Here is a 17,689-nt window from a genome sequence, read left to right as displayed (position 1 = left end):
GTGGTTCGAGTGGCAAACACTTGCCCCCACCCCGACCCTCCCCCGCTGGGCGGGGAAGGGGGATATACGGGGAAGCGGCGGCAATCCCCTCCCCCGCTGGGCGGGGGAGGGTTAGGGTGGGGGTCTAACTTCCCCACTACTCCTGCTGCTCCGCCTCGACCTTCACCGGCCCGCCGTCGATGGCGGTCAGGCGCTTCTTCAGGTCGGAGACGTCGGTGAACAGGCGCTTCAGGCGGGCGAGGCCCTTGTACTGCTCGAAGGCGCGGGTGCGCGGCACGGCGGGATAGCCCATCCACACCGATTTCGGCGGAATGTTCGTGCCGACGCCGGAATTGGCGGCCACCACCGCATCGCTGCCGATCGTCACATGGTCGGCCACGCCGACCTTGCCGGCCAGCACCACGCGGTCGCCGATCACCGTGCTGCCGGCGATGCCGACATGGCCGCACAGCATGCAGTTGGTGCCGACCTGGACGTTGTGGCCGATCTGCACGAGGTTGTCGATCTTGGTGCCGTTGCCGATGCGGGTGGCCGTCACCGTGCCGCGGTCGATGGTGGCGCCGGCGCCGATCTCGACGTCGTCGCCCAGGATCACCGTGCCGATCGAGTTCACCCGGCGGATCAGCACGTTGGTGCCGACGACGCGGCCGGTGGACTTGGCCGATTCGACGCTGCCCGGTTCCGGCGTGACGAAGCTGAAGCCGTCGTTGCCGACGGCGGCGTTGGGATGGATGATGCAGCGGGCGCCCATCTCCACCCGTTCGCCGATGCGCGCACCGGGATGCAGCAGGCAGCCTTCGCCGATCACCGCGTCGGCGCCGACGGTGACATGCGGCAGGACGACGGCGCCGGCGCCGATGCGGGCACGCGGACCGACATAGGCGAAGGGGGCGATGGAGGCATCGGGCGCCACCACCGCGTCGGGCGCCACATAGGCCTGCGGCGACACCCCCGGTTCGGCATGGACCGGCCGTTCGAAGAGGTCGAGCATCCCGGCCATGGCATAGCGCGGCCGCTTGACCACGATGCGGCCCCTGATGCCGTCCGGCACCTCCACCCCTTCGGCGACCACGGCGGCGACCGCTTGGCTGCCCGGCAGCAAGGCCAGCAGGTCCTTGTCCATCGCCAAAGCCAGATCCTCCGGCCCCTCCGCTTCCGACGGGTGGACGGCACGGCGGATCATGAGGGAACCGTCGCCTTCGACCGCGGCGCCCAGCGCTTCGGCGATCTGGTTCAGGGTACGGGGAGCCTGGGTCATGGAACGCACCGGTGTCAAAGTCTCGCACGGGGCCGTCCTGCCGGACGGCGCGGCGGACCCTAACACGGGCATCCGGCGGATGGCGAGGTATCAGAACGCTGTGCCGGGCTGCGCCCCTGCCTGTCCGGTCGTCGCTTGCCCCTTGGCCGGCCCCGGTCGCAGCCAGCCCTTCACCCGCGCCTTCATCCGCCGCAGCAGAGGCTGGCGCGCCTGGACCGCATAGTATTTGCGCACCGTCTCCAGGATCTCCCAGGTGCCGGTGAAGCCCATCGGCAGCACCAGCGCATCGCCTGCCTTGTATTCGCGCGGGCTCCCGCCTTCCGGCGTGATGATGACCCGGCCGGACAGCAGCAGGCAGAACTCGTGGTAGGGCCAATCCTTCATCGCGACGAGGCCCGGCGTGCACTGCCACACCCCCGAGCGGAAGCGGCCGAAATCGCCTTCGAAGATGTTGCGATGTATCTCCAGCGGCTGGCCGGACAGGATGGCGCCGAAGACCGCGGGCTTGCCGATTTCGTCGTCGGCGATGCGGTGGCTGTCGATCGGAATGGGGGTGTGATCCGGCATCGGCTCTCCCGGTCAGGGATTGGAGGGTCGGCGCGCGCAGGGCCGATAGGCCCTTTGGCGCCCCTGCGCAACACCCCACCCTGCCGAAGGTTCCCTGCCGGCCCCAAAAGAGTCAGCCCCCCAGATTGACGATCTCCACCCGCCGGTTGCCCGCCGCCTTCGGCTGATCGGGCAGCAGCAGCTCCCGCGCGCCCATGCCGGACGCCTCCAGCCGGTCGGCGCGGATATGGTGATGCGAGACCAGATAGCCGACCACCGCCGCCGCCCGCCGTTTGGACAGGGCGAGGTTGGCCGCGTCGCCGCCGACGGCGTCGGTATGGCCGACGATGCGGAAGCGGGTGTCGCCGGCCGTCGCCATCACCGTCGCCAGCCTGTCCAGGATCGCCTGCGATTCCGGGCGGATGCGGGCGGAATTGAAATCGAATTCGACCCGGAAGGCCGCGCGCAGTTCCGGCGCCGGCATGGCCGCCGGTCCGGGCAGCGGCGGCACCGTCACCGGTCCCGGACGTGCCGCCTGCGGCGATGCGGCGGGCGGGGCGGCGGCGGGCGGCGGGGCGGCAGGCCGCTGCATCGCCACCGGCGGGCAATTTGGCCCGGTGGTGCCGAGCAGGGCCGCCTCGATCTCGCATTCGCTGGGGTTGGGCCCCAGCGGCAAGGCCGGATTGGGCAAGGTCTGGGCAAGCGCCGCGGACGGCAGGGCCAGCCAGGCGCAAGCACCGAGCGTCAGGCCCAGCCGCATGGCCGCATTGTTCGGCCTGCGGACGGTCTTCCCAAATTGCGCGTGGAACAGTCCTGCGTCCATCTGTACGATCCCGGTCCGTATCTTTCGTATAGGGCGCTTGGGAGGAAACAAGCATGAAATCGCTGAAGGCTCTGCTCGCCGGCATCGCGCTGGCCGCGCTGACGGTTCCGGTCCTGGTTGCCGGTGCGGCGAACGCTGCCGACTACAAGGCGGAGTACAAGCTTTCCACCGTTCTGGGCAAGCCCTTCCCCTGGGGCATCGGCGGCGACCGCTGGGCCGAACTGGTCAAGGAAAAGACCGGCGGCCGCATCAACATCAAGATGTATCCCGGCACCTCGCTGGTGAACGGCGACCAGACCAAGGAATTCACCGCGCTCCGCCAGGGCACCATCGACATGGCGGTCGGCTCCACCATCAACTGGTCGCCGCAGGTGAAGGAACTGAACCTCTTCTCCCTGCCCTTCCTGATGCCGGACCAGAAGGCGCTGGACGCCCTGACCCAGGGCGAGGTCGGCAAGAAGCTGTTCGACCTGCTTTCCACCAAGGACGTGGTGCCGCTGGCCTGGGGCGAGAACGGCTTCCGCGAGATCTCCAACTCCAAGCACCCGATCCGGACGCCGGCCGACCTGAAGGGGCTGAAGATCCGCGTCGTCGGCTCGCCGCTCTATCTCGACACCTTCAGCGCGCTCGGCGCCAACCCGACGCAGATGAGCTGGGCCGACGCGCAGCCGGCACTGTCCACCGGCGCCGTCGACGGCCAGGAAAACCCGCTGGCGATCTTCGTCGCCGCCAAGCTGGCGACCCTGGGCCAGAAGAACCTGACGCTGTGGGGCTATGTCGCCGATCCGCTGATCTTCGTGGTCAACAAGGAGGTGTGGGCCAGCTGGTCGAAGGACGACCAGGAGGCGGTGCGCGCCGCCGCCGTCCAGGCCGCCGCCGAGGAGGTGGCGATCTCCCGCAAAGGCATCACCGCCGAGGACGACAGCCTGCTGAAGGACATCGCCGCCCAGGGCGTGGCGGTGGTCCGCCTGACCCCGGAGGAGCAGAAGGCCTTCCAGACCGCGACCCAGCCGGTCTTCGACAAGTGGGCCAAACAGATCGGTCCCGATCTGGTGAAGGCGGCCCAGACCGCCATCGCCGCGCGGAAGTGACCGCTTCGCTCCCTGCCTGACGGAAGACGGCGCCCTCTTCGGGGCGCCGTTCTTTTTGAACTTGTATCCTGTTTGCTTGTGATGCGTGCCAAGACGGATTGCGCTACAACTCCCGACCATGCCGGCCTGTTCCGGGTTCGGCGCAGATGGCTTGTGGAGCCGGGCGGGCGCATATGACGTCGGAGATGCTGCTGGCGCTGTTCTGCATCGGCGCCACCCTGCTGTTCCTGGTGATCCGCCGCGGCTTGATCCTGCGGGCGGACCGGGAGATCCGCCGCTGCGGCGCGATCCTGATCGCCGAACGCGACACGCTGGAAAGCCAGGCCAACGAGCTGGAAGCCATGCAGGCCGAAATCGGGGCGATGAAATCCAAACTGGCGGAACTGGCGGCCGAGAAGCTGATCCTCAACCGCCGCAGCGGCAAGCGCAGCGCAGCCGCGCGCCGCTTCATCCACGAGATCGGCCGGCCGGAGCCGGGGCGCAACCGCTTCGTCTTCCGGCTGGCGATGGCCCCCGGCTTCACCGGCCGGCCAGATGCCAAGGCGCCCAGTGCCAAGGCGGTGGTCCACCCGGCCATCTGGCGCTTCCGGAACGAGGCTCAGGTCTGGGCCAATGATTTCGCCGCCGCGCAGACGGTGACCCGCAACATCTTCCATGAGGGGGTGGGCGTGACCGTTTCCAGCGAGGGCGCGGACGAAAAGGGGATGGCCGGAGCGGCGGCGCCATGACCGTCGTCTGGGTTCTGGGAGCGGTCACCAGCCTGGGGATCGGCCTGCTGGGCGAACGGATTCTCGGCATCCGTGCCCGCCGCCAGTCGGAGAAGCTCGCCGCGCTGAAGGAGCGGCTCGGCGTCTATGCCAATTACGCCAAGCTGGCCGCCGTCCGCCGGGCGGAGACGGAAGAGACGCTGGCCGGCCTGCGCGGCGAGATGGCGGAGGCGGAAAGCGAAATCCTGTCCCTGCAATCCGCCATGGCCGACGACGACGCGCTGGCGCCGATGGAGTTCCATTGCGTCGATCGCGTCGCCCGGTCCGGCGGCCCGCTGTGGTATGTCGCGGTGGAGGCGCTGGACGCCACCGCCCCCTGGACCGGCATGCGCACCTACGCCGTCGCCGCGGACAGCGCGGAAGAGGCCCGCAAGCGGATCGTCGAGCGCCACCCCTCCCCCACCGCCTTCGCCATCTCCCCAGCCGCGCCGCTGTCGCTGCCGGAGCGGTGACTGTGGTCGTGATGTTGAAGTACTCGGCTTACGGTGCCCCCACCTAACCTCCCCCGCTCTCAGCGGACCTACGGTCCGCCTGCCGCGTCAGCACAAAGCGAAGCTTTGTGCGAGAACTGGGCGGGGGAGGGACTGCCGCCACTCTCCCGAACAAGCACTTGCTCCCTCCCCCGCCCAGCGGGGGAGGGTTGGGGTGGGGGTCTGACGTGCCAAAAAAGAAAGGGGCGCCCCAAGCGGAGCGCCCCCTCATCTCATCCCCCTGATCACGCATTGTTCATGCGGTTGTCGATCAGGTCGGTCACCACGCCCGGATCGGCGAGCGTCGAGGTGTCGCCCAGGCTGTCATGCTCGTTCGCGGCGATCTTGCGCAGGATGCGGCGCATGATCTTGCCGGAGCGGGTCTTCGGCAGGCCGGGGGCCCACTGGATCAGGTCGGGCGAGGCGATCGGGCCGATCTCCTTGCGGACCCAGGCGACCAGTTCCTTGCGCAGTTCCTCCGTCGGATTCTCGCCGGCGTTCAGCGTGACGTAGGCGTAGATGCCCTGGCCCTTCAGGTCGTGCGGGTAGCCGACGACCGCGGCCTCGGCGACCTTCGGGTGGGCGACCAGCGCGCTTTCGACCTCGGCGGTGCCCATGCGGTGACCGGACACGTTGATGACGTCGTCGACGCGGCCGGTGATCCAGTAATAGCCGTCGGCGTCGCGGCGGCAGCCGTCACCGGTGAAGTACTTGCCGGCGAAGGTCGAGAAGTAGGTCTGGATGAAGCGCTCGTGGTCGCCGTAGACCGTGCGCATCATGCCGGGCCATGCATCGGCGATGCAGAGATTGCCCTCGGTCTCGCCCTCCAGGACCTGGCCCTCGTTGTCCACCACGACCGGCTGGACGCCGAAGAAGGGTTTGGTCGCCGATCCCGGCTTCTGACCGATGGCGCCGATCAGCGGGCTGATCAGGATGCCGCCGGTCTCCGTCTGCCACCAGGTGTCGACGATCGGGCAGCGGGCGTCGCCGACCACGTTGTAGTACCAGAGCCATGCCTCGGGGTTGATCGGCTCGCCGACCGAACCCAGGACGCGCAGGGATGCGCGCGAGGTCTTCTTCACCGGGCCCTCGCCCTCGCGCATCAGCGAGCGGATGGCGGTGGGAGCGGTGTAGAAGATGTTGACCTTGTGCTTGTCGATGACCTGCCAGAAGCGCGAGACGTCCGGGTAGGTCGGCACGCCTTCGAACATCAGCGTGGTGGCGCCGTTGGCGAGCGGACCATAGACGATGTAGCTGTGGCCGGTGACCCAGCCCACGTCGGCGGTGCACCAGTAAACCTCGCCGTCCTTGTAGTCGAAGACATACTGGTGGGTCATCGACGCATAGACGAGATAGCCGCCGGTGGTGTGCAGAACGCCCTTCGGCTTGCCGGTCGAGCCGGAAGTGTAGAGGATGAACAGAGGATCCTCGGCGCTCATCTCCTCCGGCGGACAGTCGGCGGAGACGCTCTCCATCTCCTCGTGGAACCAGAGGTCGCGGCCCGCGGTCCAGGCGACGTCGCCGCCGGTGTGCTTGACGACCAGCACATGCTTCACCATCGGCGCACCGGCCACCGCCTTGTCGGCGTTGGCCTTCAGCGCCACCTTGCGGCCACCGCGCAAGCCCTCGTCGGAGGTGATGACGAAATGGCTGTCGCAGTCGACGATGCGATCCTTCAGGCTGTCGGGCGAGAAGCCGCCGAAGACGATGGAGTGGATGGCGCCGATGCGGGTGCAGGCCAGCATCGCATAGGCGGCCTCCGGGATCATCGGCAGATAGATGGTGACGCGATCGCCCTTCTTGACGCCGTTCTTCTTCAGCACGTTGGCGAGGCGGCAGACCTTCTCGTGCAGTTCCTTGTAGGTGATCGCCTTGGAAACACCGGGATCGTCGCCTTCGAACAGGATGGCGGTCTGGTCGCCGCGGGTCGCCAGATGGCGGTCGATGCAGTTGGCGGACACGTTCAGCGTGCCGTCCTGGAACCAGCGGATATGGACGTCGTCGTTGAAGTTGACGTCCTTCACCTTGCTGTAGGGCTTGATCCAGTCGAGCCGCTTGCCCTGCTCGCCCCAGAAGCCCTCGGGGTCCTTGACCGACTGCTCGTACATGCGGGCATAGGCCTCCGCATTCACGTGGGCGGTCGCCGCGATCTCGGGCCTCACCGGAAAGAAGCTGTTGTCGGTCATGAGTGCGATTCCCCCGTGGTGCTTCCGGTATTGGCCGGAAGATGTTGCAGGGCGGCGGGCCGCCGCCCGGAATTGAGCGGCATTATCCACACAAGTCGCGGGACGAACAAGCGAATCGGCCCCCGCAGGCCCCCCGACCAAAGGAGGATTGTGTCGCTGATCTTGCAGCGTGAGACTGTTTCTTCCCCAAGCATACCAAGGCACGCACGGTCCGGCGCCACTCGGCCCCGGACGGTGGAGAAACCTTGCCGCGACCATCCGCCGCGCCGCGGCGCAGCATGTGCGCTTCGCAATGCCGCAGCATGCGTCATGTCCATCCTGTAACGAACGGTCACGCGCTTAACCCGACCTTAACCGGCCGGCCGCTATAGAATTGCCGCATCACGGTAACGATCATCGGCGGCAGGATCGCAATGCCCAGCACCACGAACGCAAACGATCTTCCCCAAGCCGGCGACGCCACCGACCGCTTGGCCGGCCTGGCCGACCGCACCAGCCTGACGGCCATCGACGCCACGCTTCGCGCATTGGCCGGCCCCCTCGCCGCCGCCTCGGCAAGCGGCATGGCGGACATCGCCCGCCGCATGCTGCAAGCGACCAACGACTTCCACGCGACGATGCAGGACGCGGCAGAATAGGAAGCGGCCTGCCGGTTGCAACGGCGTCGCCCCCTGCCCTCATCGTCATTTCGTCGAAGGCTACGCCCAGGAAGGCGGCCCTCCTTCCCCAAATCCCCGTCGCGTCCGCCATCGGCGAGGATTAGGCTTTGCCTTTGGGCGATTGGCCGGGGTGGACGTCATGACCGGGGCGGATAAAGTCTTCGCGGGAGAGATTCCGGCGCTCTACGACCGTTGTCTCGGCCCGCTCCTCTTCGAGCCTTACGCGCGCGACCTGGCCGGACGTCTCGCGGGGTTCCAGGGCCGGCTTCTCGAAACGGCGGCCGGAACCGGGATCGTGACGCGGGTCCTCGCCCGAACCCTTCCCGCCGATGTCGCCATCGTCGCGACGGATCTCAGCCAGCCGATGCTCGACCGCGCGATGGACGGTCTCGACACGCCCCGGGTGACGTGGCGGCAGGCCGATGCGCTGAGCCTTCCCTTCGACGATGCCAGCTTCGATGGGGTCGTCTGCCAGTTCGGGGCGATGTTCTTCCCGGACAAGCCCGCCGGCTTCGCCGAAGCGCGCCGGGTCTTGCAACCGGGTGGCCGGTTCCTGTTCAGCGTCTGGGATCGCCTCGAGGAGAACGACATCACCGCGGTCGTCGGCGCCGCCATCGCGGCCGCCTTCCCCGACGACCCTCCCGGCTTCCTGGCCCGCGCACCTCACGGCTATCACGACAAGGACCGGATCGGCGATGATCTTCATGCGGCCGGTTTCCACCGGATCGCGATCGAGACGGTGACGCTCCGCAGCCAGGCAGCCTCCGCCGCGGAACCGGCAACCGGCTTCTGCAAGGGAACCCCTCTGCGGCACGAGATCGAAGCGCGGGACGCAAGCCGCCTCGACGAGGTGACCGACCATGTCGCCCGTGCCATCGCACAGCGGTTCGGTAGCGGCCGGGTCGACGGCAAGATCCAGGCGCACGTCATCACGGCCACGGCCTGATCACCCCCGGACCGGGGGCGGGTGGTCGAGCAGGCACGGCCGGTCACGGAAACGACGGGAGGCGGCCGGCTTTCCGCACTTTCCCGTCCATTTCCGCCATCCTTCAGGCCGGGACGCCCACTCCCGCGAGGTCGCAGACCCGCGCCCATTCATCCTCGGCAACCGGGCAGACCGACAGGCGGGACTGGCGGACCAGGGCCATCGACTGCAGCAGCGGGTCGGCCTTGATCTGCTTCAGCGTCACCGGCGTCTTCACCGGCATCACCGGCGCCACGTCGACCATGCCGAAACGGGCGGCCTCGTCGCTGGGATCCGGGTAATAGGTGCGGACGATCTCGACGATGCCGACGATCTCCAGCCCTTCGTTGGAGTGATAGAAGAAGGCGCGGTCGCCCACCTCCATCGCCTTCAGATTGTTGGACGCTTGGTGGTTGCGCACCCCGTCCCAATGGGTCCGGCCGTCGGCGACCATGCGGTCCCAGGAATATTTGAACGGCTCGGACTTCAGCAGCCAATAGGCCATCGCCGGCGCTCTCCCGTTCAGGCTTTGGGGTAGACGCGGCGCCACGGCCGGATCGTCACGCTGTCGAACAGGCCTGCCTTGGCATAGGGATCGCCGGCGGCGAACTCCTGCGCGGCGGCGGCATCGGCGCACTCGACGATCAGCAGGCTGCCGACCATGCCGCTCTGGTCGTCCGACAGCAGCGGCCCGGCGGCGAAGATGCGGGCAGCGTTGGCTTCCAGATAAGCCAAATGCTCGGCGCGGTTGGCGCCGCGGATCTCGGCGGCACCCGCCTTGTCGACGCAATGGAACATGAACAGCATGCGGTCCTCTCCTCCGTAGGATGGAGCGGGAGCCTAACGCAGGGGCCGCCGGCGGGAAAGCACCGGCTGAAGTTTGCCGTCAAGCCACCACGCGCGGGCGGCGCGGCGGCGCCTTGCCGCCCTTGCAGGGGCTGTAGCCGCCGGGCGCGATGCGGCCCGGATTGATTCCGATGCGGGAGATCTCGCCGAAACCGCACAGCCCCATTTCCGCCGCCGCGGCCAGCGCGATGCGGCCGCAGGCCTCGGCATCGCTGCCGGCATGATGGTGGTCCAGCGCGATTCCCAGGAAATCGGCCAGATGGTTCAGCCGGTGCGCCGTCAGCGCCGGCCAGGCACGACGCGCCATCACGACGGTGCAGAGATAGTCGCAGGCCGGCCAGTCCAGTCCATAATCGGTCAGGGTGTGACGCAGCACGCTGATGTCGAAGGCGGCATTGTGGGCCAGGATCAGACGGCCCTGCACCCGCTCGCGCAAGGTCGCCCACACCTCCGGAAATTCAGGGGCGCCGACCACGTCCTCTTCCCGGATGCCGTGAATGGCGCTGTTGAAGGAGTTGAAGCGCAGGTCGCGCGGGCGGATCAGATGCTCCTCCGTCGCAACCACGCGGCCGCTCTCGATCCAGGCGACACCAATGGAACAGGCGCTGGTGCGGGTCTCGTTGGCGGTCTCGAAATCGATGGCGACGGCGTGGCCGGAGATGACGGTCATGAAGGTCCGATGACTGGAGGTCCGCTATGCGGGCGGATCAGAGGCGGAGAAGGGCGGCGAGATCCTCGGGCAGCGCCTCTTCCGCCGCCAGGATCCGCAGCTTCAGCAGGCTGGCGACCGCCATGGCGTCGGTGATGGCCCCGGCCAGCACCATGTCGATCACCCCGGCGAAGGGCACGCGGCGCACCGCCAGCACCTCGGTTTCGTCGGGGGCGGACTCGCCCTGCTCCAAACCCCAGGCGACGAAGGTATGGGCGACCTCGTCGGTGAGGCAGTTGGACAGGTGCAGCTTCATCAGCGGCATCCAGCGCCGCGCCGTCAGGCCGGTCTCCTCGCGCAGCTCGCGCGCCGCCGATTCCTGCGGCTCCACGCCCTTGCGCCCGCCGCCTTCGGGGATTTCCCAGCTGTATTGCTTCAGCGGAAAACGGTACTGGCCGACCAGCGTCACCGAGCCGTCGTCGTGGATCGGCACCACGCCGGTGGCGAGGCTGCGGGGATGGACGACGCCGTAGATGCCCGGGGCGCCCTTCGGGGTCAGAACCTTGTGTTCGACCACCTCCATCCAGGCGTTCTCGTATTTCGTCGTGCTGGTCAGCACGGTCCAGGGATTGCCGGTGGGATCACCGGTTTCGATCGGCACGCGAGGCCCCCTCCGTCGGTTGCGTCCGGAGTATAGGGAGGCGGCAGGGACGCCGCAACGCCCGCACGCAGGAGGCGTGTAGACAAAAAAGGTAAAATTTACCGACAATTGAGGAAAACGAAGTCGAAATCGTTAAATAATGGTTTCTTGACAGACAAGTTCGCGCTGCTTACTTCTAAATTACGGCGCTGGACGTCGACACCATACCCAGAATGGGGTAGGTCGCCGGTCCGCCCATACCTGGAAAGGGCAGGCGCGTGACTCCGCAGATCAGTCCACAGGATTTGGAGCGGTGGCGAAATCCCGACTGGCGTGTCCGTCTGGCCGCCTGGTGGGAAGGCTACGACCTGTCCCGCCTGCCCCGCGTCTCAGACCGGTCTGCCCTGCGGAATTCGGCAGCCCGCCATCGGTCCGGCCCCGTCGACATGGTCGGCACCGCCGCCATCCCGGCAGCCTCGGCCGTGGCGTCCTCATCCAACCCGGCCCTGCCGGACCCGGCGGCCGGCGGCAATCCGGAGCTGGACCGCCTGGCGCTGATGCAGCTCGACCGCCACGGCGAACCCGTCTGGTCGCCGGCCCGCAGCGAGGGGGCGCAGCTTCTCTGGGGCCGGGACATGACCGGGCCGGAAGAAGCGGCGTGGATGGTCGACTCCGTCCGCTCCTTCGGGCTGAACCCGGCCAAGAGCGTGCTCGACCTGTCGGCCGGGCTCGGCGGTACCGCCCGCGCGCTGGTGGAAAGCTGCGACACCTGGGTGACCGGTCTGGAGGCGTCGCCGCTGCTGGCGAAGCTGGCGATGGACCGCTCGAAGGAGCTCGGCCTGTCGAAGAAGGCGCCGATCGCCCATTACGATCCGGAACACTTCAACCAGGCCGGCAGCTTCGACCTCGTCATGGCCGACCGCATCCTCCACCGCGTGCGCGACAAGGACCTGTTCCTCGACCGCGTCGGCGACTGCGTGAAGCCGAAGGGCGGCATCGCCCTGTTCGATTACGTGATCGACGGCACTCCCGGTTCCTGGGACAGCTGGAACGCCTGGCGGGAGGAGGAGCCGATGGAGGTCTATCCCTGGACCGCCACCCGCATGGCCGACGAGTTGACCCAGCGCAACCTCGACCTCCGCATCTCGGAGGATCTGACACGGCTGCACCGCCGCCACATCATCGACCGGGTGCGCAAGCTGGCCGACACGCTGGCCGCCGCCGTGACGCCGCCGGCGCCGGTGCTGGCGGCGTTGAAGCGTGAATTGGCGCTTTGGTGGGCACGGCTGCGGGTGCTGGGCAACGGACTGCGCTTCGTCCGCTACGTGGCGATGAAGCCGGCATAAGGTACCCGCACAGAGCCTTCTGATGTTCATATGAGTAAAGAAGGCATTCGCCGAGACGGCATAGGATGATCGGCGGAGATTGAACGGCGGCCGGCTTGCAGGCGAGCTCGGAGCGTCGTCCCGCCCCCATGCCCATGCTTCCGCTTTCTTCGAGCCATGCGTTTGATCTACCGGGGCTGCGACCTACATCTTGCCTGCATGACGCGCGGGCAGCGCTGCGGCCGCCCCAGTCTTTTGAACGATCATCAGGTCGTTTGGCCCTCGGGTCTTTTGGCCGATCGCCCTTTCGACCGTCGTCACCCGGACCGTAACCGAAGCACTCTCCCAAGCGCCGCCCAAGGCGCACGCCCGACCCAAAGGCCCCAATTCAAGAATTAAGGAGGCTTCCCGTGACCACCTTCACCGGTCAGGACTCGCTCAAGACCCGCCGCTCGCTCAGCGCGGGCGGCAAGAGCTACGACTATTTCAGCCTGAAGGCCGCCGAGGAGGCGGGCCTCGGCGATCTGTCGCGGCTGCCTTTCTCCATGAAGGTGCTGCTGGAAAACCTGCTGCGCTTCGAGGACGGGCGCACCGTCTCCGTCGACGACGTGAAGGCGGTGGCCCAGTGGCTGGTCGACAAGCGGTCCGACCGTGAAATCGCCTATCGCCCGGCGCGCGTGCTGATGCAGGACTTCACCGGCGTGCCGGCGGTCTGCGACCTGGCGGCGATGCGCGAGGCGATGGCGTCGCTGGGCGGCGACCCGACCAAGATCAACCCGCTGGTGCCGGTCGACCTCGTCATCGACCATTCGGTGATGGTCGATTATTTCGGCGGCAACGACGCCTTCCAGAAGAACGTCGAGCTGGAGTTCGAACGCAACCTGGAACGCTACGCCTTCCTGCGCTGGGGCCAGAAGGCCTTCGACAATTTCCGCGTCGTGCCGCCGGGCACCGGCATCTGCCATCAGGTCAACACCGAATATCTGGCCCAGGTGGTGTGGACCGACGGCGACCCGTCGGGCAAGCCGGTGGCCTATCCCGACACGCTGGTCGGCACCGACAGCCACACCACCATGGTCAACGGCCTGTCCGTGCTGGGCTGGGGCGTCGGCGGCATCGAGGCCGAGGCGGCGATGCTGGGCCAGCCGATCTCGATGCTGATCCCGGAGGTCGTCGGCTTCAAGCTGACCGGCCGGCTGAAGGAAGGCATGACCGCCACCGATCTGGTGCTGACCGTCACCCAGATGCTGCGCAAGAAGGGCGTGGTCGGCAAGTTCGTCGAGTTCTTCGGACCGGGCCTGGACAGCATGACGCTGCCCGACCGCGCCACCATCGGCAACATGGCGCCGGAATACGGCGCCACCTGCGGCATCTTCCCCATCGACGCCGAGACCATCCGCTATCTGACCTTCACCGGCCGCGATCCCGACCGCGTGGCTCTGGTCGAGGCCTACGCCAAGGCCCAGGGCATGTGGCGCGAGCCGAACAGCCCCGACCCGGTCTTCACCGACGTGCTGGAACTGGACATGGGCACGGTGGAGCCGTCGCTGGCCGGGCCGAAGCGTCCGCAGGACCGCGTACCGTTGTCGGGCGTGGCGCAAGGCTTCGCCAAGGACATGACCGACGCCTACAAGGCCGAGGATCCCAAGAAGGCGGTCGCGGTGAAGGGCGCCGACTACAGCCTGGAACAGGGCGCCGTCGTCATCGCCGCCATCACGTCGTGCACCAACACCTCCAACCCGGCGGTTCTGGTCGCCGCCGGCCTCCTGGCCAAGAAGGCGGTGGAAAAGGGACTGAAGCAGAAGCCGTGGGTCAAGACCTCGCTCGCCCCCGGCAGCCAGGTGGTGACCGACTATCTCGCCAAGGCCGGGCTGCAGCCCTATCTGGACCGCATCGGCTTCAACATCGTCGGCTATGGCTGCACCACCTGCATCGGCAATTCCGGCCCGCTGCCGGAACCGATCGCCGCGGCGGTGGAGGAGGGCAACCTCGTCGTCGGCGCCGTGCTGTCGGGCAACCGCAACTTCGAGGGCCGCGTCAACCCGCACACCCGCGCCAACTATCTGGCCTCGCCGCCGCTCTGCGTCGCCTATGCGCTGGCCGGCAACCTGAACATCGACCTGGCCACCGATCCGCTGGGCACCGGCACCGACGGCCAGCCGGTCTATCTGAAGGACATCTGGCCGAGCAACCGCGAGGTCCAGGACACCATCGACGCCTCGCTGACCGCCGAGATGTTCCGCAGCCGCTATTCCGACGTCTTCAAGGGACCGGAGCAATGGCAGGCGATCGCCACGGCGGAGGGCCAGACCTACCAATGGCAGGAGGGATCGACCTATGTGAAGCTGCCGCCCTTCTTCAGCGGCCTGACCAAGACGCCGGATCCGGTGTCGGACGTGCGGGGCGCACGGGCGCTGGCGGTGCTGGGCGATTCCATCACCACCGACCACATCTCGCCCGCCGGCTCGATCAAGAAGACCAGCCCGGCCGGCGAGTATCTGCTGAGCTATCAGGTCCGCCCGCAGGACTTCAACAGCTACGGCGCCCGCCGCGGCAACCATGAAGTCATGATGCGCGGCACCTTCGCCAACATCCGCATCCGCAACGAGCTGATCCCCGGCGTCGAAGGCGGCGAGACCAAGCACTACCCGTCGGGCGAACGGCTGCCGATCTACACCGCCGCCATGCGCTACGCCGACGAGGGCGTGCCGCTGGTGGTGGTCGCCGGCAAGGAGTACGGCACGGGCTCGAGCCGCGACTGGGCGGCGAAGGGCACCCGGCTGCTGGGCATCCGCGCGGTGGTCGCCGAGAGCTTCGAGCGCATCCATCGCTCCAACCTCGTCGGCATGGGCATCCTGCCCCTGCAGTTCAAGGACGGCGTCACCCGCGCCGACCTGAAGCTGGACGGGTCGGAACGCTTCGACATCGCCGGCATCGAGCAGGATCTGCGTCCGCGCAAGGACGTCACCCTGACCCTGACCCGCGCCGACGGTAAGGTCGAGACCTACCCGCTCCTGCTGCGCATCGATACGCTGGAAGAGGTGGAGTATTACAGGAACGGCGGCGTGCTGAACTTCGTCCTGCGGAACCTGGCCAAGTAAGGCTGTGTGAGTTCGGATAAGCGAAAGGGCCGCTTCCCGGGGGGGAGCGGCCCTTTTGCTTTGACGGACCTGGATTTTCCGGAGCTCGTGCATGCCGCCCTCCGTCGGGGGACGATCTGCGCTAAGGACTCCGTCGCCCGCAAGAGTCCGATGACATCCTCGGGCAAAAGAGGGAGCTCTCAGGCTGGGCAGGGGATCATCGTCGCCTCCGCGATCGTCAACACGACAAGGATGGCAACAGGCGGGCACGGTGTCGAGCCTGCGAACGGCTCGCGCCGGCTTGGCGATCCAGCGGAGTCCAGCTTTAATCCCCGCCCCCGCCGCGCGCTTCGAACTTGCAGCTCGGCCCGCGACGGAACATCAAAAACACTGTCTCAGCCCCCGAAGAAGCATCTCTCTGCGCGCAAAAATTCTCTTTATATCAGCTGTTTATGTGCCAGATTGATGCTCGCACTAACTATCGTGAAGCGCTAAAGACTAAGAATTGAGAAGCGCTTGGCACTAAATTCAGTGGCGCGCCATATACTAAAAATGATCACAAGCCGCGCCGGATGGAGGGGGCATTGGCAACACCGAACGAGAGGCTGGCGGCTTCCCTGACGGAGTTGCAGAAGCTGCAGCAGGACGGACGGCGGGTGTTCCGCTCCGACGAGTTGACGCGCGTGCATCGCGCGCGGCTGCTCCAGCAGCGCTTCCTGCAAGAGGTGATGCGCGGCTGGCTGATCTGCGCCGACCCGGACGGACGGCCCGGGGACAGCACCCCTTGGTTTGCGTCCCTGTGCGAGTTCTGCGCGCGCTACTGCGAGACGCGGTTCGGCGATGATTGGCACCTCGGAGCTGAACAGTCATTGATGCTCCATGCGGAGAACACGGTCGTTCCGACGCAGGTGCTCATCTACTCGTCCAGAGGATCGAACAACAACGTGTCACTGCTGTTTGGCACGTCGCTTTACGACTTCAAGGAAAAGGCGCTGCCGTCCAGAACGGAGCTGGTGATGCGCGACGACCTGCGGCTGTTCTCGCTGGAGGCCGGGCTGGTGCGGGTGCCGCCGGCGTTCTTCACGCGCTCGCCTATCGAGGCACAGGTCTGCCTTTCGGCGGTGCGCGATCCGTCGCCGTTGCTGGCGCTGCTGCTGGGGGGAGGCCACTCGGTCGTCGCCGGGCGGCTGGCCGGCGCCTTCCGTCACATCGGCCGGGGCGACATCGCGGACGAGGTCGTGGCTGGCATGACGGCAGCGACGTACCGGGTCACCGAAACCAACCCCTTCAACAGCAAAGCTGTCAATGCGGCGACGCGCAACGAGCCGGCCATCGTTGGGCGCCTGCGCACGATGTGGGGGGCGGCGCGTTCGGTGGTGTTGGAGCGGTTCCCGGCGCCTCCAGGCCTGCCGGCCGATCCCACGGCATACCTGGAACGCATCGACGAGATCTATGTCAGCGACGCCTACCACTCACTGTCCATCGAAGGCTACCGGGTCACGCCCGATCTGATTGAGCGCGTGCGCTTCGGAGGTTGGGACCCGAAAGGCAACGAGCGCGACCGCAAGGACGCCAACGCCCTAGCGGCGCGGGGCTACTGGCAGGCGTTCCAGGCGGTCAAGGAGACGGTGGACAGGATTCTTGCCGGCGGCAACGCGGCGGCACTGTGCGAACAGGGACTGCGGGTCTGGTACCGTGAAATGCTCCAACCGGGCATCGCCGCCGGCGCCGTGCCCGTGACCGCGATGGCGGGCTACCGGTCGGGACCGGCATACCTACGCACGTCACGCTATATCCCGCCACGCGCTGAGTCGCTGCGCGACGCGATGGAGGGACTGTTCGCGTTGCTGCGCGAGGAGCCGGAGCCGGCGGTGCGAGCGGTGCTGGGGCACTGGATGATCGGCTTCATCCACCCGTTCCCGGATGGGAACGGCCGATCAGCGCGCTTCTTAATGAACGCCATGCTGGCGTCGGGCGGCTATCCGTGGACGATCATCAGGCACGAGGACCGGGCCACGTACCTGGAGTCCCTTGATCGGGCGAGCATCGACATAGACCTGCGCCCCTTCACCGACTTCATCGCCGAGCGCGTGCGGTGTTCGAGCAGCACTGACTCAATCAGCCAGCTACAACCGTAAGATCGATGTGCAGTAGACGCCTGCGCTATCTCACGGGCAGCCCAGATGCGTCCGGACCCCGCCGCTCCGACGGAAGTTCGCGGAAGAGATTCTCGATCGCCCACGAGATCGGCCACTGGATCCTCGGCCACATCCCCTACGGACGCGGAGGGCGCCACGAAACCGAAGCCAATGCATTCGCCGCAAGATCTGCTCCTGCCTGCTTAGGCGCACATAACGCATTGATATGAAACATTAACTTCGGACA

General features: G+C 67.2%; 17 protein-coding genes. 9 read left to right on the top strand and 8 right to left on the bottom strand.

Features of this window, described 5'->3' with window-relative positions:
• Window positions 1-136 precede the first annotated feature (136 nt).
• The 3 genes from JHL17_RS03350 to JHL17_RS03340 form a co-directional block, all read right to left on the bottom strand.
• A complete protein-coding gene (locus tag JHL17_RS03350; protein ID WP_200190634.1) occupies window positions 137-1,258 on the bottom strand; it encodes a UDP-3-O-(3-hydroxymyristoyl)glucosamine N-acyltransferase in 1,122 nt (373 codons plus the stop codon).
• A gap of 90 nt (window positions 1,259-1,348) precedes the next feature.
• Window positions 1,349-1,825 (bottom strand): cupin domain-containing protein, encoded by a 477-nt coding sequence (locus JHL17_RS03345; RefSeq protein ID WP_200190633.1) that lies wholly within the window; start codon window positions 1,823-1,825, stop codon window positions 1,349-1,351.
• Between the two features lie 112 nt (window positions 1,826-1,937).
• On the bottom strand, window positions 1,938-2,627 hold the full coding sequence (locus JHL17_RS03340; RefSeq protein WP_200190632.1) for an OmpA family protein: 690 nt from the start codon (window positions 2,625-2,627) through the stop codon (window positions 1,938-1,940).
• A 53-nt stretch (window positions 2,628-2,680) separates the two neighbouring features.
• Here JHL17_RS03340 and JHL17_RS03335 point away from each other — a divergent pair, with 53 nt between their 5' ends.
• From JHL17_RS03335 to JHL17_RS03325, 3 genes are all read left to right on the top strand, one after another.
• Window positions 2,681-3,718 carry a DctP family TRAP transporter solute-binding subunit gene (locus JHL17_RS03335; protein ID WP_200190631.1) on the top strand — a complete coding sequence of 346 codons (1,038 nt, stop codon included), beginning with the start codon at window positions 2,681-2,683 and terminating at the stop codon, window positions 3,716-3,718.
• Between the two features lie 173 nt (window positions 3,719-3,891).
• Window positions 3,892-4,446, top strand: a complete 555-nt coding sequence (locus tag JHL17_RS03330; protein ID WP_200190630.1) for a hypothetical protein — start codon at window positions 3,892-3,894, stop codon at window positions 4,444-4,446.
• Window positions 4,443-4,937 (top strand): hypothetical protein, encoded by a 495-nt coding sequence (locus tag JHL17_RS03325; protein ID WP_200190629.1) that lies wholly within the window; start codon window positions 4,443-4,445, stop codon window positions 4,935-4,937. Before JHL17_RS03330 ends, JHL17_RS03325 begins: the two co-directional genes overlap by 4 nt.
• A 263-nt stretch (window positions 4,938-5,200) precedes the next feature.
• Here JHL17_RS03325 and acs read toward each other — a convergent pair whose 3' ends face one another.
• Window positions 5,201-7,141, bottom strand: a complete 1,941-nt coding sequence (acs, locus tag JHL17_RS03320; protein WP_200190628.1) for an acetate--CoA ligase — start codon at window positions 7,139-7,141, stop codon at window positions 5,201-5,203.
• Window positions 7,142-7,554: 413 nt separating this feature from the next.
• On the opposite strand from acs, the gene JHL17_RS03315 reads away from it, so the two are divergent.
• Window positions 7,555-7,779, top strand: coding sequence for a hypothetical protein (locus JHL17_RS03315; RefSeq protein ID WP_200190627.1), 225 nt, complete (start codon window positions 7,555-7,557; stop codon window positions 7,777-7,779).
• 160 nt (window positions 7,780-7,939) lie between these two features.
• A complete protein-coding gene (locus JHL17_RS03310; protein WP_200190666.1) occupies window positions 7,940-8,746 on the top strand; it encodes a class I SAM-dependent methyltransferase in 807 nt (268 codons plus the stop codon).
• A 103-nt stretch (window positions 8,747-8,849) separates the two neighbouring features.
• Here the strand turns inward: JHL17_RS03310 and JHL17_RS03305 are convergent, their stop codons facing one another.
• The 4 genes from JHL17_RS03305 to JHL17_RS03290 form a co-directional block, all read right to left on the bottom strand.
• Complete coding sequence (locus JHL17_RS03305) at window positions 8,850-9,269, bottom strand: EVE domain-containing protein (protein WP_200190626.1); 420 nt, start codon at window positions 9,267-9,269, stop codon at window positions 8,850-8,852.
• Between the two features lie 17 nt (window positions 9,270-9,286).
• Window positions 9,287-9,571 (bottom strand): YciI family protein, encoded by a 285-nt coding sequence (locus tag JHL17_RS03300; RefSeq protein WP_200190625.1) that lies wholly within the window; start codon window positions 9,569-9,571, stop codon window positions 9,287-9,289.
• Window positions 9,572-9,650: 79 nt separating this feature from the next.
• Window positions 9,651-10,280 carry a 3'-5' exonuclease gene (locus JHL17_RS03295; protein ID WP_200190624.1) on the bottom strand — a complete coding sequence of 210 codons (630 nt, stop codon included), beginning with the start codon at window positions 10,278-10,280 and terminating at the stop codon, window positions 9,651-9,653.
• A 37-nt stretch (window positions 10,281-10,317) separates the two neighbouring features.
• Window positions 10,318-10,920, bottom strand: coding sequence for an NUDIX domain-containing protein (locus JHL17_RS03290; RefSeq protein WP_200190623.1), 603 nt, complete (start codon window positions 10,918-10,920; stop codon window positions 10,318-10,320).
• 257 nt (window positions 10,921-11,177) lie between these two features.
• On the opposite strand from JHL17_RS03290, the gene JHL17_RS03285 reads away from it, so the two are divergent.
• The 4 genes from JHL17_RS03285 (at window position 11,178) to JHL17_RS37945 (ending at window position 17,672) form a co-directional block, all read left to right on the top strand.
• Window positions 11,178-12,245, top strand: a complete 1,068-nt coding sequence (locus JHL17_RS03285) for a methyltransferase (RefSeq protein ID WP_200190622.1) — start codon at window positions 11,178-11,180, stop codon at window positions 12,243-12,245.
• Window positions 12,246-12,634: 389 nt separating this feature from the next.
• Window positions 12,635-15,325 carry an aconitate hydratase AcnA gene (gene acnA, locus JHL17_RS03280; protein ID WP_200190621.1) on the top strand — a complete coding sequence of 897 codons (2,691 nt, stop codon included), beginning with the start codon at window positions 12,635-12,637 and terminating at the stop codon, window positions 15,323-15,325.
• Window positions 15,326-15,888: 563 nt separating this feature from the next.
• Window positions 15,889-17,442 carry a Fic family protein gene (locus JHL17_RS03275; RefSeq protein ID WP_200190620.1) on the top strand — a complete coding sequence of 518 codons (1,554 nt, stop codon included), beginning with the start codon at window positions 15,889-15,891 and terminating at the stop codon, window positions 17,440-17,442.
• Between the two features lie 5 nt (window positions 17,443-17,447).
• Complete coding sequence (locus JHL17_RS37945; protein ID WP_200190619.1) at window positions 17,448-17,672, top strand: ImmA/IrrE family metallo-endopeptidase; 225 nt, start codon at window positions 17,448-17,450, stop codon at window positions 17,670-17,672.
• Window positions 17,673-17,689: the final 17 nt, after the last annotated feature.

It is taken from the genome of Azospirillum endophyticum, from assembly GCF_016595245.1.
Taxonomy (GTDB): Bacteria; Pseudomonadota; Alphaproteobacteria; order Azospirillales; family Azospirillaceae; genus Azospirillum; species Azospirillum endophyticum.
The sequence above is the reverse complement of the archived record's forward strand: the minus strand, read 5'-3'. Positions and strand labels throughout refer to the sequence as shown.

Bases quoted from the DNA above. Each gene is read 5' to 3' on its own strand.
- JHL17_RS03350 (WP_200190634.1), bottom strand. From the start codon at position 1,258: ATGACCCAGGCTCCCCGTACCCTGAACCAGATCGCCGAAGCGCTGGGC.
- JHL17_RS03345 (WP_200190633.1), bottom strand. From the start codon at position 1,825: ATGCCGGATCACACCCCCATTCCGATCGACAGCCACCGCATCGCCGAC.
- JHL17_RS03340 (WP_200190632.1), bottom strand. From the start codon at position 2,627: ATGGACGCAGGACTGTTCCACGCGCAATTTGGGAAGACCGTCCGCAGG.
- JHL17_RS03335 (WP_200190631.1), top strand. From the start codon at position 2,681: ATGAAATCGCTGAAGGCTCTGCTCGCCGGCATCGCGCTGGCCGCGCTG.
- JHL17_RS03330 (WP_200190630.1), top strand. From the start codon at position 3,892: ATGACGTCGGAGATGCTGCTGGCGCTGTTCTGCATCGGCGCCACCCTG.
- JHL17_RS03325 (WP_200190629.1), top strand. From the start codon at position 4,443: ATGACCGTCGTCTGGGTTCTGGGAGCGGTCACCAGCCTGGGGATCGGC.
- acs (WP_200190628.1), bottom strand. From the start codon at position 7,141: ATGACCGACAACAGCTTCTTTCCGGTGAGGCCCGAGATCGCGGCGACC.
- JHL17_RS03315 (WP_200190627.1), top strand. From the start codon at position 7,555: ATGCCCAGCACCACGAACGCAAACGATCTTCCCCAAGCCGGCGACGCC.
- JHL17_RS03310 (WP_200190666.1), top strand. From the start codon at position 7,940: ATGACCGGGGCGGATAAAGTCTTCGCGGGAGAGATTCCGGCGCTCTAC.
- JHL17_RS03305 (WP_200190626.1), bottom strand. From the start codon at position 9,269: ATGGCCTATTGGCTGCTGAAGTCCGAGCCGTTCAAATATTCCTGGGAC.
- JHL17_RS03300 (WP_200190625.1), bottom strand. From the start codon at position 9,571: ATGCTGTTCATGTTCCATTGCGTCGACAAGGCGGGTGCCGCCGAGATC.
- JHL17_RS03295 (WP_200190624.1), bottom strand. From the start codon at position 10,280: ATGACCGTCATCTCCGGCCACGCCGTCGCCATCGATTTCGAGACCGCC.
- JHL17_RS37945 (WP_200190619.1), top strand. From the start codon at position 17,448: ATGTGCAGTAGACGCCTGCGCTATCTCACGGGCAGCCCAGATGCGTCC.